This window comes from Herminiimonas sp. Marseille-P9896 (assembly GCF_903993245.1).
Taxonomy (GTDB): Bacteria; Pseudomonadota; Gammaproteobacteria; order Burkholderiales; family Burkholderiaceae_D; genus Oxalicibacterium; species Oxalicibacterium contaminans.
On the sequence record NZ_CAJEVT010000001.1, the window covers coordinates 324,306 to 337,300 of the forward strand.

12 protein-coding genes are annotated in these 12,995 nt (G+C 53.1%); 5 read left to right on the forward strand and 7 right to left on the reverse strand.

Annotated elements, in window-relative coordinates; genetic code table 11:
• Positions 1–47: 47 nt before the first annotated feature.
• The 4 genes from H7U06_RS01555 to H7U06_RS01570 all read left to right on the forward strand — a co-directional run bounded on the left by H7U06_RS01555 (position 48) and on the right by H7U06_RS01570 (position 6,378).
• Positions 48–2,309 (forward strand): catecholate siderophore receptor Fiu, encoded by a 2,262-nt coding sequence (locus tag H7U06_RS01555; protein ID WP_175624469.1) that lies wholly within the window; start codon positions 48–50, stop codon positions 2,307–2,309.
• An 82-nt stretch (positions 2,310–2,391) separates the two neighbouring features.
• Positions 2,392–3,072: a Fe2+-dependent dioxygenase gene (locus H7U06_RS01560; protein ID WP_175624470.1), complete on the forward strand. Its 681-nt coding sequence runs from the start codon at positions 2,392–2,394 to the stop codon at positions 3,070–3,072.
• Positions 3,073–3,366: 294 nt separating this feature from the next.
• Positions 3,367–5,622: a catecholate siderophore receptor Fiu gene (locus tag H7U06_RS01565; RefSeq protein ID WP_175624471.1), complete on the forward strand. Its 2,256-nt coding sequence runs from the start codon at positions 3,367–3,369 to the stop codon at positions 5,620–5,622.
• Between the two features lie 75 nt (positions 5,623–5,697).
• The gene (locus H7U06_RS01570) at positions 5,698–6,378 is read left to right on the forward strand and encodes a Fe2+-dependent dioxygenase (RefSeq protein ID WP_175624472.1); all 681 of its coding nucleotides are present in this window, start codon (positions 5,698–5,700) and stop codon (positions 6,376–6,378) included.
• A gap of 12 nt (positions 6,379–6,390) precedes the next feature.
• On the opposite strand, the gene H7U06_RS01575 is transcribed toward H7U06_RS01570, so the two are convergent.
• The 5 genes from H7U06_RS01575 to H7U06_RS01595 all read right to left on the reverse strand — a co-directional run bounded on the left by H7U06_RS01575 (position 6,391) and on the right by H7U06_RS01595 (position 10,919).
• Entirely contained in the window at positions 6,391–7,761 is a 1,371-nt protein-coding gene (locus H7U06_RS01575) for a sulfite reductase subunit alpha (RefSeq protein ID WP_175624473.1), read from the reverse strand.
• Positions 7,758–8,795: an FAD:protein FMN transferase gene (locus H7U06_RS01580; protein WP_175624474.1), complete on the reverse strand. Its 1,038-nt coding sequence runs from the start codon at positions 8,793–8,795 to the stop codon at positions 7,758–7,760. The genes H7U06_RS01575 and H7U06_RS01580 overlap by 4 nt, the downstream gene beginning before the upstream one ends.
• 75 nt (positions 8,796–8,870) lie before the next feature.
• Positions 8,871–9,719, reverse strand: coding sequence for a DUF4198 domain-containing protein (locus H7U06_RS01585; protein WP_175624475.1), 849 nt, complete (start codon positions 9,717–9,719; stop codon positions 8,871–8,873).
• A gap of 17 nt (positions 9,720–9,736) precedes the next feature.
• Complete coding sequence (locus H7U06_RS01590) at positions 9,737–10,249, reverse strand: DUF2271 domain-containing protein (protein ID WP_175624476.1); 513 nt, start codon at positions 10,247–10,249, stop codon at positions 9,737–9,739.
• A 31-nt stretch (positions 10,250–10,280) separates the two neighbouring features.
• Positions 10,281–10,919 carry a PepSY-associated TM helix domain-containing protein gene (locus H7U06_RS01595; protein WP_175624477.1) on the reverse strand — a complete coding sequence of 213 codons (639 nt, stop codon included), beginning with the start codon at positions 10,917–10,919 and terminating at the stop codon, positions 10,281–10,283.
• Between the two features lie 318 nt (positions 10,920–11,237).
• Between H7U06_RS01595 and H7U06_RS01600 the strand changes: the two genes are divergently transcribed.
• Positions 11,238–11,690 (forward strand): Hsp20 family protein, encoded by a 453-nt coding sequence (locus H7U06_RS01600; RefSeq protein ID WP_175624478.1) that lies wholly within the window; start codon positions 11,238–11,240, stop codon positions 11,688–11,690.
• Between the two features lie 107 nt (positions 11,691–11,797).
• Here the strand turns inward: H7U06_RS01600 and H7U06_RS01605 are convergent, their stop codons facing one another.
• Together H7U06_RS01605 and H7U06_RS01610 are read right to left on the reverse strand one after the other, a co-directional pair.
• On the reverse strand, positions 11,798–12,133 hold the full coding sequence (locus H7U06_RS01605; RefSeq protein ID WP_175624479.1) for a YegP family protein: 336 nt from the start codon (positions 12,131–12,133) through the stop codon (positions 11,798–11,800).
• A 173-nt stretch (positions 12,134–12,306) separates the two neighbouring features.
• On the reverse strand, positions 12,307–12,891 hold the full coding sequence (locus tag H7U06_RS01610; RefSeq protein ID WP_175624480.1) for an HD-GYP domain-containing protein: 585 nt from the start codon (positions 12,889–12,891) through the stop codon (positions 12,307–12,309).
• Between the last annotated feature and the right edge of the window lie 104 nt (positions 12,892–12,995).

Below are 12,995 nucleotides of genomic sequence, written 5' to 3' on the forward strand. Positions count from 1 at the left end.
GCAGACTAGCCAGCCACAAATACTCATCTAAACCAGGAGAACACCAGATGGCTCACATCAAAAGCCGCAAGCACCCTATTGGCCGTCGTTTGAATTGCTCGGCGGCTGTCGCGCTTGCAGTTATGACATTGCCAGCAGCTTACGCACAGCAAACTAGCGACCCGTCGACACAAAAAGCCTCAACGCTGCCGCAGATTACCGTACAAGGCGTAGCTGAATCGTACAAAGCTGATTCGGTTGCATCGCCAAAATTCACGCAACCGCTGCTGGATACGACCCAAACTATTTCTGTCGTCAGGAAAGAAGTCATACAGGAGCAGGCGGCCACTACATTGACTGAAGCACTGCGTAATGTTGCAGGTGTCGGTACTTTCTTTGCAGGCGAAAATGGCAATACAAACACAGGCGACGCAATTTTCATGCGTGGCTTCGATACATCAAACAGCATTTATGTCGATGGTGTGCGCGATCTGGGTTCGATTTCCCGCGACATCTTCAATACAGAACAAATTGAAGTAACCAAGGGGCCGTCCAGCACGGACTATGGTCGTAGCGCGCCAACTGGCGCCATCAACATGGTCAGCAAGCAGCCGACTTTGAAAGACGCAGCCAGCGGCACCGTGGGTTTCGGTAGCGGCAGCTATAAACGTTCCAGCATAGATTTGAACAAAGCATTGACTGGTATCGAAGGCGCAGCGATCCGCCTGAACGCCGTTGTACAGGATGCGGGTGTTGCCGGACGCAACGAGGTTGAAAACAATCGCTGGGCGATTGCGCCGTCGATCGCGTTTGGTCTGAACTCTCCTACGCGTACCTTCTTGAATTTCCTGCATGTCGATCAAAACAACGTTCCGGATGGCGGCGTGCCGACCATAGGTTTGCCGGGATATGGTGCATCTGCGGGCAGCAAGGTCAATCCGAAAAATTTCTATGGCACGCAATACGATAAAGACGATGTGACAGCCGATATGGTCACGCTCCGTGTAGAACATGATTTCAGTGCTACCACCACTTTGCGCAACACGACACGCTGGGGCAAAACCACGCAGGATTATCTGCTGACCTCATTCATGGCTCCGGTCACTACCAGTGCAAATCCTGCCGCCTGGACCGTGGCACGAAGCAGTCCGACGTTCAAGGATCAGACCAACGAGATCATTACCAACCAGACTAACCTGACGACTTCTTTTGAAACCGGCACGGTCACGCACAGCTTGAGCACAGGTTTTGAAATTACCCGCGAGGAACAAAAGAACGCCGGTATCGGTACCACGGGGGCATGGACTGCCGCCAATCTTTACAATCCACAAATGAATACCTCCGGTCTTAGCTGGGCACCGAATGGCGCGGATAGTAAAGGTTCGACGGATACCGTGTCGCTATATGCGTTCGACACTTTAAAATTTAACGAGCAATGGCAAGCCAACATTGGCGCACGTCTGGATCACTACAAGACCAAATACAATGCTTTAGGTGTGTGTGGCGGTACACGTGGACCTGCTTGTGGCGGACTCCCGACCGGCTCCCTGGTATCGACGGCGAACAACTTGCAAGCCTCTGACAATATCCTTAGCTGGAAAGCTGGCTTGCTGTATAAACCAGCCTCTAACGGTAGCATCTATGTCAATTATGCGGTTTCGAAGCAACCGCCAGGCGGCGCCAATTTCCAATTGAGCGCGACGGCAAACAATGCAAACAATCCGAATGTGGATCCGCAGCAAGCCAAGACTGCTGAGATTGGTACCAAGTGGGATCTGCTCGACAAACGACTCATGCTGACGGGCGCAATTTTCAGAACAGAAGTCGAGAATGAAATAGTAACGACTACAGACGGTACTGTTAATCAAACCGGCAAGAAACGTGTGCAGGGTATCGAGCTGTCGGCAACAGGTCAGATTACGCGTGATTGGGCCGTCATCGCTAGCTACACATACCAGGATAGCAAGGTTGCTCGAGGTAACAACCTGGCTCAGGATGGTTCGGATGGCTTGACCTACACGCCGACTGATGCGTTCTCGCTGTGGTCAACTTACCAGATGCCAGCAGGGTTTACGATTGGTGGCGGTGCGCGTTATACCGGTGGTTTGAAGCGCGGTACGGACGGCGCAGTCGGAACACCTAACTTTACTGAGTCTTACTGGGTAGTCGATGCGGTAGCAACTTATCGCGTCAACAAGAACGTAGATCTGCAGTTCAACGTGTACAACCTGTTCGACAAGGAATACGTTGCTGCGATTAACAAAAGCGGCTGGCGCTACTTCCCTGGTATCGAGCGTTCTGCACGCCTGACCGCAAATATCCGCTTCTAAGTTGTTAAAAGTAGTCCGGAGCTGAAGTTATACTGATAAGCCTCTCCTCAGGGAGAGGCTTTTTTTCATTGAGGTGGCCATCATGATGCTGCATATACCCGAAGTACTGACTCCTGCTCAGGTAGCTGAAATCCGTCAACGGCTGGATGCGGCCGACTGGGTGGATGGCAAGGCGACCGTCGGCGCGCAAGGGGCGCAGGTCAAAAAGAACCGCCAGCTGCCGGAGCTGTCGCCGGTAGGTATGGAACTAGGTCAGATCATCCTGAAGGCACTGGTAAATAACCCGCTGTTTTTTGCAGCAGCTTTGCCTATGCGTTATATGCCGCCATTATTCAATCGTTATGAAGGTGGCGAGCATTACGGCTTTCATATCGATGGTTCGGTGCGCAACATCCCTGGCTCTAACCTGAGCTTGCGCACGGATCTGTCCTGCACTTTGTTTTTGTGTGAGCCGGAAGATTACGACGGCGGCGAATTAATCGTAGCCGATACTTACGGTGAGCACGAAGTAAAGCTACCGGCCGGCGACATGATCCTGTATCCGTCTAGCAGCTTGCATAAGGTGGAGCCGGTAACGCGCGGTGCACGCGTCTGTTCATTCTTTTGGTTGCAGAGCATGGTCGCCGATGACGGCAAGCGTAGCCTGCTGTTTGAGCTAGACCAGAATATCCAAAAATTGCGCGCGAAGCTGGGTGACTGTGAGGAAGTAGTTGGCCTTACCGGGCATTATCACAACCTGTTGCGTCAATGGGCCGCGGTATAAGTCGGAATCCGCAACCCTCATTGCTGATCGAAACAACCGTCCGATACCGCTATCTTTCATGCCCGCCGGTGTTGCTGCGGTTAAGGCCGTAGCTAGATCTGCAATACCCTGAAGCAAAGGCAGCACTCTTGTTGCGGCCGTCTATCCGAAGTTCTTTTTCCCGCACGTTTTGAGAAAATTCCCGTTGGCATCTGGGATACATTCACTCGACCGCCAGCCATTCCTTTGTGCCTCCGATCTCATCGGTTGCAGACCAGCCAGCACACGTCTTCAACCTACTCGGAGGAATTACAGATGGCCTATATCAAGAGCCGCAAGCATGCTGCTACGCGTCGTTCAAATTGTTCGGCAGCAGTTGCATTGGCATTCATTGCATTACCCGGTGCTGCGTATGCACAACAGACAGACGACAAGGCTGTAAAAAAAGCAGGCACCCTGCCGCAAATCACCGTGCAAAGCACCGCTGCAGAGAATTACAAGGCTGATACAGTGGCATCGCCCAAATTTACCCAGCCCTTGGTCGATACACCGCAAACCATTTCCGTCATCAAGAAAGAACTCTTGCAGCAGCAAGCCGCGACGACCCTGGAAGAAGCATTGTCGAACACTCCCGGCATTACCTTCCAGCTAGGTGAAGGTGGCAATACATCAACGGGTGACACGATATTCATGCGCGGCTTCGATACAGCCGGGAGTATCTATATAGACGGCGTACGCGATCTCGGTGCTATCTCGCGCGATACATTTAACCTGGAACAGATTGAAGTAGTGAAAGGGCCATCCGGCTCTGATAATGGCCGTGGTACTTCGTCCGGCTATATCAACATGGTGTCCAAAGCGCCACAGCTGTACGACATCACGGCTGGATCAGTGGTCGTGGGTACCGATAATCGCCAACGGGCGACAGTAGACCTGAATCGCAAGCTGGACCTGGGTGTACCTGGCTCGGCATTCCGGCTCAACTTCCTCGCTCAGGATTACGATGTTCCCGGACGTGATGTCGTCAACAGCAAGCGCATCGGTATTGCGCCGTCAATTGCGTTTGGTTTGGGTACTGCAACACGCACCACGCTCAGCTATTTGCATATGGAGCAGGACAACATACCGGATGGGGGTGTGCCCACCTTTGGCATGCCCGGTTACTTCTATGGGACCAGTAGACTGCGTGGTCCGGCGGTTAATCCGAGCAATTACTATGGTTTGAGTGGTGACCGTAACGACATTAATACCGATATGGTAACGGCGAAGATAGAGCACGATATCGCACCAGGAACGACGATACGGAATACGACACGTATCGGCCGTTCGAAGCAGGATTTGGTTGTCACCGGTATGGGTACTGTGGCCGAACCAAGTGCGGGCTCCAGTCCATCGTCATACACAATGTCCAGAGGCCGGCGCGGTCGGATACAAACCAATGACATTGCGACGAACCAAACCAACCTGACGACCGAATTCGCTACCGGCTCCATCAAACATACTTTATCCGCTGGTGTTGAGTTCATCTATGAAAGACAAAAAATCCAGGTAGCTACCAGGCCAGATGGCTTACCAGCCGCGAATCTATATGCGCCAAACAGCAATGTCGCGGCGGGCATGCCGCAACAATTGGGGGCTTACACGGATGGGAATACATTCACCACGGCCTTGTATGCATTCGATACTTTGAAGTTATCGGACCGCTGGATGTTGAATGCCGGGATTCGTTGGGAAAAATTCAAAACAAAAACAGACTCCAAAAGCCATCCACGGGGAAGCACGGCCTTGAATACCGATCCCGATCGCCAGCTATCGGACACATTATTAAGCTGGAAGCTCGGGGCGGTTTTCAAGCCGGCCAGTAACGGTAGTATTTATGCCGGTTGGTCTACTTCATTCCAGCCACCTGGTGGCGCTAATTTCGAGCTGTCAACAAATTCAAATAATCAGGCGAGTTCAAATCTCGATCCGCAGGAAGGCAGCAATATAGAAATAGGTACCAAATGGGATTTGTTTGACAACCGTGTGTCTGCGACCGCTGCAATCTATCGCAGTCAAAACAAGAAAGAGTTGATCTCGGACGGCGCCACTCCGCCAAGCTACAGCCAGCTTGGCAAGCGTCGCGTGGATGGTGTTGAGCTGGGCCTGGTTGGGATGATCACGCCCAATCTGAACATCACTACCGGTCTTGCATATATGGATTCCAAGATCGTGCGCGGTACACCGGCGAATGAAGGCGGTGTCATTGTTTTCTCACCTAAATTGACGTTCACATCCTGGTTGACCTACAAGTTACCAAACGGGGTCACGATAGGCGGGGGCGCGCGTTATGTGGATACAGCGGCGCGCAGCAGTAACGTTACCCAGGCACCGACCAATTTGTGGACCATGCCGGATTACTGGGTAGGAAATGCGATGGCCTCGTACGACGTTAACAAGAATTTTTCCTTGCAGCTGAATATCAATAACGTATTCAACAAAAAATACATTTCGCGCATAAACAGCGGCGGTTCGCGTTATCAACCGGGTGCGGAACGCAACGCCTTGCTGACCGCAAACCTGAAATTCTGATCTAACGACTCAAGCGATAAACCATGTCGCCGAGCCCCTCCGACCAGAGGGGCTCTTTTCATTGGAGTGTTCATTATGATGCTGCATATACCGGAAGTGCTGACTGCGGCTCAGGTAATAGAGATTCGTAAAACAATAGAGGCTGAAGATTGGGTGGATGGCAAGGCCACGGTGGGCGCGCAAGGCGCAAAGGTCAAAAGAAACCGGCAATTGCCCGAGCTATCACCGACAGGATTAAAGGTCGGACAATCTATCCTTAAGGCCCTGGCAAACCATCCCTTGTTTGTCTCGGCGGCTTTGCCGATGCGATATATGCCGCCGCTGTTTAATCGCTATGAAGGCGGGGAACATTACGGTTTTCATATCGACGGTTCGGTGCGCAGTATTCCCGGTAGCAATCTAAGCTTGCGTACCGACCTGTCGTGTACCTTGTTTTTAAGCGCGCCGGAAGAGTATGACGGAGGAGAATTGATAGTTGCCGATACCTATGGCGAACATGCGGTCAAATTGCCTGCCGGCGATATGATTCTGTATCCGGCCAGTAGCGTGCACCAGGTGGAGCCGGTGACGCGTGGTGCGCGCATCAGTTCCTTTTTTTGGGTGCAAAGCATGGTAGCGGATGATGGCAAGCGCGGCTTGTTGTTTGAACTGGATCAGAATATCCAGAAGCTACGTGCAAAACTGGGGGATAGTGAAGAGCTGGTCGGACTTACCGGGCATTATCACAATCTCTTGCGTCAGTGGGCTATCGTGTAATACCCGTTTCAGTTAGTACACATCACGCCGGTAACGACCTTGCTGGATCAGTTGTTCCACCCCGGCGCTGCCGATGATTTCGGTCAGCGTCGCTTCTACACCGCCAGCCATGCCTTCCAGGCTGCCGCATACATAGATGGCAGCATCGGCGTCTAACCAGCTGCGTACTTGCTCTGCCTGCTCGCGCAGCTTGTCCTGCACATAGATGCGTTGCTCCTGGTCACGTGAGAAGACCATATCCGCGCGCTCTAGTACGCCCTGGTTTTGCCAGGCTTCGATTTCATCACGATAGTAAAAATCGTTCGCTACATTGCGCTCACCAAAGACCAGCCAGTTTCTTTGCATGCCATTTGCTGCGCGTGCTTTCAGGTGACTACGCAAACCAGCGAGACCGGTACCGTTGCCGATGAGGATGAGAGGGCGGTGCTGGTTATCACCGAGGCGGAAGTTGCTGTGTGGGCGCAGGCGCAGATCGATGGTGTCGCCAACTACCGCCTGTTCGGTCAACCAGCCAGAGGCGATGCCGAGTGTGCCGTCTTCACGGCGCTCTTGTCTTACCAACAGATGTACACGGCCGTCAGCAGGTATGGAGGCGACCGAGTACTCGCGAGGCCGGTCCTGATCAGCAGGTGCCAGCACTTGCACCAGGTCACCAGCTTCCCATGTCGTTTCGTCGGCGATCGCTTCCAGTTCCAGATGAAAAGTAGGGCCGCCTGCGCTGTCGGGATTGAGGCGGTGGCGTGCTGCCAGTCGCCATGGTTGGTAGGACGGTGCCTGCCAGTCAGGTGTGTCTGCAGTGCCAGCCAGGTGACTCAGATGGTGCTGCCAGGTGTGCAGTGCTTTGGTATCGCCATTGTCTGCCGCCACGCTTTCAAATATTGCTTGCGCGCCGCTCTTGCGTAGCCAGCTAGTCAAGGTATGTCCGAAGCCGCAGAAATGCGCGTAGTGACTATCACCCAGCATCAATACACCGAAGTGCAGGTGCGGCAGCGCTTGTTTGGCATTCATCAGTTTGGTCGCAAACAGAGATGCGTTATCCGGCGGGTCGCCTTCACCGTAAGTGCTGACGACAAACAATGCACGTTCGCTTTGCATCAGGTCGTCGAGGCCGATGTCCGAGAGTGCGGCGACGCGTGTAGGGACACCGGCGGTATGCAGCATGCGCGCGGTTTGCCATGCGAGTTGTTCGGCTGAACCGGTCTGGCTGGCATAGCCGATCAGCCACGGTTGTGCGCCGTCGGCGGCAGGACGCAAGGCAGCAGCGTCGCGCAGCGCTTGCAGGCGTTTGCGTCGTTCGGAAAGATAGATACCGCCACATAGTGCAAGGTAGGCGAGTACCAGCAGCGCCGCGACGATGAGGCGGGTAGTGTCGCTCCAGTTCATTGGAGTAAGGCCAGTAGTGATGCACTCAGATGTTCTTCAAATCCATCTGTGCTGCGATTGATAAACAATGCGGCGAGATCATGCTGGTTGGCGTAAGCCAGTCCCTGTTCGGCACCCATCACATTGAGTGCGGTCGACCACGCATCGGCTGCCATGCAGTCCGCATGCAGCACGGTGACAGAAGCCAGACCATGTTGTATCGGTTCGCCGCTGCGCGGATCTATGGTGTGCGAATAACGTGTCGTGTCATTTTCAAAATAACGTCGGTAATCACCTGAAGTAGCGACTGACCAGTCATACAGGGCGGCGATGGTTTCTACGCCGATGGCAGTATTCGATGCGGCAGATGCAAGTGCATCCGGCAACGGATGTTCGAGTGCAACCCACCATGGCTGCCCGTCGGGTTTGACGCCTGCGCCACGCAGCTCACCGCCGACTTCAACCAGGAAACTATCTATACCCAGACGTAGTAATTCGCGTGCTACCAGGTCTACGCCATAGCCTTTGGCGATAGCGGACAGATCAATGTAAATGCTGCCGGGCTGTTGTACACGTTTGTTAGCGGCATCAATTTGTATGCGCTGCCAGCCGCATTGCGCGCGTGCAGCCTCGAGCGTTTGTTCAGTCGGGGCGATGAAGCCCGCTTCGTTATAACGTTGGTTCGGACCAAAGCCCCAGGCATTGACCAATGCACCTGCGCTTGGGTCGTAGGCACCGTCGCTGGCATGTGCGACTTGCAATGCATATTCCAGTACGGTGAAAAAATCATCCGGCAGCGCATGCCATGAACCTGCTGCGGATTGATTGTAGATGCTGAGATTCGATGTCGATTCCCAGGTACTCATCTGGGCGACGACGGTGTCGAGCCGGGTTTGTATCGCCTGACGCAAGGGCGGCAAACGACGCGTTGCCTCGGCTACCAGTTTGACGGACCAGCTGGTGCCCATCGTCTGGCCGTGCAAGGTGTGCACGACACCGCCCAGAGCAGGCGATGCAGGTGGGTTTTCTATCAGCGGGACTAGTGTGCGTCGCATGAATTTGTTCACGGCCACTAAACTAAAAACGCCCGTTACCTGTGACAGGCAACGGGCGCATAGCAAGTTGCTTAGTTAGGGTTGCAGTACTTCCAGTGTTGCTGTGTAGCTGACGCGACGGATAGGTTTATCCAGTGTGCCCACAGTCTTAGGCGCTGCGGATGCACCCATTTGCGGACCACCATTGTTGGCGCTCATCCAGTACATACCTGCAGTTGGCCATTTGACGCTGAATTTGCCATCCTTGTCGGTTTTGACTTTGATCTCACCGAGTTGATCGCGGTAGCGTATGCCGCCAGGGATGACGGTGACTTCAATGTCAGCAGCTGGTTTGCCATCGAGCACGAAACGGAAGTTGCTGGTGTCGCCAGCGAACAGGTCGTTAGGGTGGGTGATAGGAACCAGTTCCAGGCCAGCGCCAGTTGGTTTCAAGACACTATCCGATGGTTTGCCGGAGCTGACGAACACTTCCATGCGGCTTTGATTGCGGCTGACGTTGACGTCTTTGGCATCAGCTGGCACTTCTTTCGCGAAGTTGTCAGCGGTGCCGCGCCAGCGTTTGTTTTCTGTACCAACTTTGTAGCTGGCGCTCAAACCATCGTTGACCATGGTCAGTTTGTACGTGCCTTTTTGCGCCAACTTGACGTCGAAAGTGCTGCGATATTTACCAGTGCTTTTGTTTTCTACCGCGGCAGCGCTGCCGTCCGGAGCAATGACCGCCAGGCCGTCCAGGCGTAGCGCATTGTGTTCAAAGTAAAACAAGTCATTCGATACGGCGGCATCCACGGTGACCCATGGTTCGTTACCGGACAAGACGGTGGCGGATGGCAACATCCACGCGCGGTGTGCGTGTGCTGCCATAGGCAGGGCAACGGAGAGAGATACGGCGAGTGCGGCGACGCGCCACAAAGGAATTTTTTTCATGGGGATGTCCTTGGATCTTATGGTTTTAATTCGATGGAGACGGCGCCGAGCTCGTGCTCGCCTTTAACTTGCGCGCTTTGCACAGATTTTGGTGGCCACTGGAACGGTACGCGGATCAATTCACGACCGCCGACTTCACGTGCGGCCTCCACCACCAGTGAGTACTCACCGGCAGGCAGCTTGTCGAGGCCAGACTTGGCGCCGTTGAAGCTGAGGGTTTGCTCACCCGGTGCGCGGGTTGCACCGCTCAGGCCGTCGACCGGCATCTGCAAATCACGGCCGCTCTTGCGCCACCATTGGCGCATATCTTTCAGCCATTTGGTGCCTTCGTTATTCTTCATTTTCAGGTCATACCAGACCGCCAGGTTGCGTACGAAAGCCTGATCAGCGCCTTCAATCCAGAATGCGACGTAAGGCTTGTGGTATTCGGCAACGGTCAGGCGAGGGATCTCGACTTTGACGTTCAGGTCGGCGGCAAAAGCCGGAGTGGTGAGTGCAGCACCCAACATGAAGGAATAAGAAATGCGCATAAAACCCCGTATTTATCGGTTGATGTATTGGTTAATGGATAAACAAAATCGCCAGCAAGAACGGAATCAATACGCCGAGGCCGACAATAGGCCAGGTACTCGGACGATTGCTTGCGTGCATCTTGAGGATGAATAAACCGGTAATCGAAAAAATCAGGCAGGCTGCCGCGAAAATGTCGATGAACCAACTCCAGGCCACCCCGGTATTGCGGCCTTTGTGCAAATCATTCAGGTAAGAAATCCAGCCGCGATTGGTCGTTTCATATTCAACTGCACCGCTGCTGCGATCTATCCTTACCCAGGCATCGCCACCAGGACGTGGCAGCGCGATATAAACCTCTTCCGGCGACCACTCTATGTCGCGTCCGCCTACATCTACTGACAAGCGTTCTTTCATCCAGCCCTGCAATTCCGGTGACAGGGTACGGCCTGAATTGCCAGACTCAGTTGTATTTGGTTTTGCCAACTGCGCTTGCAGTGCCGCGGGCAGTTGTAATTCCTGGGTAGAAACTTGTGGTTTTGCTTCGATCTGAGATGAGTGATTCAACGTAATGCCGGTCACGCTGAACAGCAGCATGCCCAACAGACACAGTGCCGAACTGATCCAGTGCCATTGGTGCAGGGTCTTTAGCCAGTAAGCACGTTGCGGATTATTCGGTCGTGCTTCCATTACATATTCATTTTCATATCATTTCGGTGGTGCGATTGCATGTAAATAGCAATTATTCTCATTTGGATTTTCGTCGATCCGGTACCCAAATGCAAGGTTTTTCATGTAAAGAAGTTTGAAGTTGCGGCTTTTCAGAACTTGTCTGGTTGCGCGTACTTGGCAGGGGATAAAAAAAATGAAAAAAATGCGTTGCCATCGGGGCACAGCAGTCATTTTTCAAGATCTTGAAACTCATTTTGTCGCGCTTATATCCGACTCAGCGGATGCTCAATTGAGGTCCGCATTAACCATATCGCTTAACTTTAAAAGGATATAACCATGCGTACATACGACTTTTCCCCACTTTATCGCTCCGCTATCGGCTTTGATCGTCTGGCCCAGCTATTCGACGAAGCACAGCGTGGTGAAGCACAACCGAGCTACCCGCCATACAACATAGAGCTGGTAGGCGAGAACAAATACCGCATCACGATGGCCGTCGCCGGTTTTGACCGCTCGGAAATTGAAATCGAAAGCGAGCGCGATACGCTCAAGATCACCGGCCGCAAGGCACGTGAAGAAGGCGCGCGCAATTTTCTGCACCGTGGTATCGCATCACGTAATTTCGAACATAGCTTCCAGCTAGCCGATCACGTCTATGTCGTCGGTGCGAAACTGGATAACGGCCTGTTGAATATAGAACTGGCGCGTGAAATACCGGAAGCGCTGAAGCCACGCAAGATTGCGATCGACGCAGTGGCTGACAATGTGCAAAGCCTGAAAGCAGCTTAACTGGAAACAGTTTAAGCGCTATGCGGATGCCGTCATATCCTGGATGACGGTACAAGCATGCAGGGAGCGGCGGAGTGTGCGATGCAGACTCCGCCGCTTTTTGCTTATCAGGTGGTTTTATCTTTGATAGTGCTGGACGCACCGTTAGCCTTGACCGATGCGATACCGGCATCACGTGCCTGTTCGCTCGCGTACATCTGGCTGGTGCCTATGATTTGATGGTTGCCTGCCTTCAGGTTGAAGTAAGGTCGGCCATTTGTTGACGTTTCTTTCTCATAGCGCTCATTCAGGGGCGCATTTTTTTGCACAGATGCGATACCGTTTTCTGCTGCATCTTTGCTGGTGTAGGTCTCGCTGCTCAAAATCGTTTCTGCATTGCCAGCCTTGAGGATAAACCGATACTGGCCATTGCTGCTGTAATCGAGTTCAAACCATCCTGTCATTTTTCACTCCTTCGGAAGGCATCTCACGCATAGCGGTGAAATGAATTTCGGAAATAAGGTAGCAGTTCATTGCTGCCGGGAACAAACCGGAAAACCCGACCTTATTATAAGCAGCAAGGAAAAAATGGCATGACACGCTGCAGCACGAACAGTGACCACGCCGAAGTGACAAATTACATGGGTGGCGCAGTGCGCATCATTTCGGTAAAGGAATCGAGCAAGGCAGGATCATAGAACTTCTTGTCTTTTTGCAGCAGCGCCAAGGCCTCCGACGAAGAGCGCCCCTTGTGATAAGGCCGGTTCATCGTGATCGCATCGTAGGAATCCAAGATTCGGACGGCGCGTGCAAACAGCGGAATGTCCTCGCCTGCAAGACTTTGCGGATAGCCGCTGCCGTCGTAGTTCTCGTGATGATACAAAACGCAATCAGTGACGCGCTTATCTAGCTCCAGCGGTGCCAACAACTGATAACCGGCCATCGGATGTTGCTTGATAAAAAAGAATTCGGCAGGAGTAAGTCGCGATGGCTTGTTCAGCACATGCTCATTGATGCATAGTTTGCCGATATCGTGGATGCCGGCGCCTATACCCAGCAGCTTCGCTTCCTGCTCAGGCAGCCCTATGTAACGGCCAAATTGCGCGGCCTGGGTGTCCAGCCTTTGCAAATGATCCGCCAGATCGGGATCGCGACCCCGCATGATTCCTCCTATGAATCTGGAAATCTTCTCAAGCTGGAGTTCAGGGGAAGTGGTGCTCATGGGCTGGTTCTTTCATACGGCTTAACAATACACACGCATGCTTTATTGGCATGGTATACGAATGGCGCAATTCTCTTGTGGAGAATCGGCAGGCCGAGATTTTA

What these genes read in the sequence shown, in the direction of transcription:
- H7U06_RS01555 (WP_175624469.1), top strand. Translation starts at nt 48, where the DNA reads ATGGCTCACATCAAAAGCCGCAAGCACCCTATTGGCCGTCGTTTGAAT.
- H7U06_RS01560 (WP_175624470.1), top strand. Translation starts at nt 2,392, where the DNA reads ATGATGCTGCATATACCCGAAGTACTGACTCCTGCTCAGGTAGCTGAA.
- H7U06_RS01565 (WP_175624471.1), top strand. Translation starts at nt 3,367, where the DNA reads ATGGCCTATATCAAGAGCCGCAAGCATGCTGCTACGCGTCGTTCAAAT.
- H7U06_RS01570 (WP_175624472.1), top strand. Translation starts at nt 5,698, where the DNA reads ATGATGCTGCATATACCGGAAGTGCTGACTGCGGCTCAGGTAATAGAG.
- H7U06_RS01575 (WP_175624473.1), bottom strand. Translation starts at nt 7,761, where the DNA reads ATGAACTGGAGCGACACTACCCGCCTCATCGTCGCGGCGCTGCTGGTA.
- H7U06_RS01580 (WP_175624474.1), bottom strand. Translation starts at nt 8,795, where the DNA reads ATGCGACGCACACTAGTCCCGCTGATAGAAAACCCACCTGCATCGCCT.
- H7U06_RS01585 (WP_175624475.1), bottom strand. Translation starts at nt 9,719, where the DNA reads ATGAAAAAAATTCCTTTGTGGCGCGTCGCCGCACTCGCCGTATCTCTC.
- H7U06_RS01590 (WP_175624476.1), bottom strand. Translation starts at nt 10,249, where the DNA reads ATGCGCATTTCTTATTCCTTCATGTTGGGTGCTGCACTCACCACTCCG.
- H7U06_RS01595 (WP_175624477.1), bottom strand. Translation starts at nt 10,919, where the DNA reads ATGGAAGCACGACCGAATAATCCGCAACGTGCTTACTGGCTAAAGACC.
- H7U06_RS01600 (WP_175624478.1), top strand. Translation starts at nt 11,238, where the DNA reads ATGCGTACATACGACTTTTCCCCACTTTATCGCTCCGCTATCGGCTTT.
- H7U06_RS01605 (WP_175624479.1), bottom strand. Translation starts at nt 12,133, where the DNA reads ATGACAGGATGGTTTGAACTCGATTACAGCAGCAATGGCCAGTATCGG.
- H7U06_RS01610 (WP_175624480.1), bottom strand. Translation starts at nt 12,891, where the DNA reads ATGAGCACCACTTCCCCTGAACTCCAGCTTGAGAAGATTTCCAGATTC.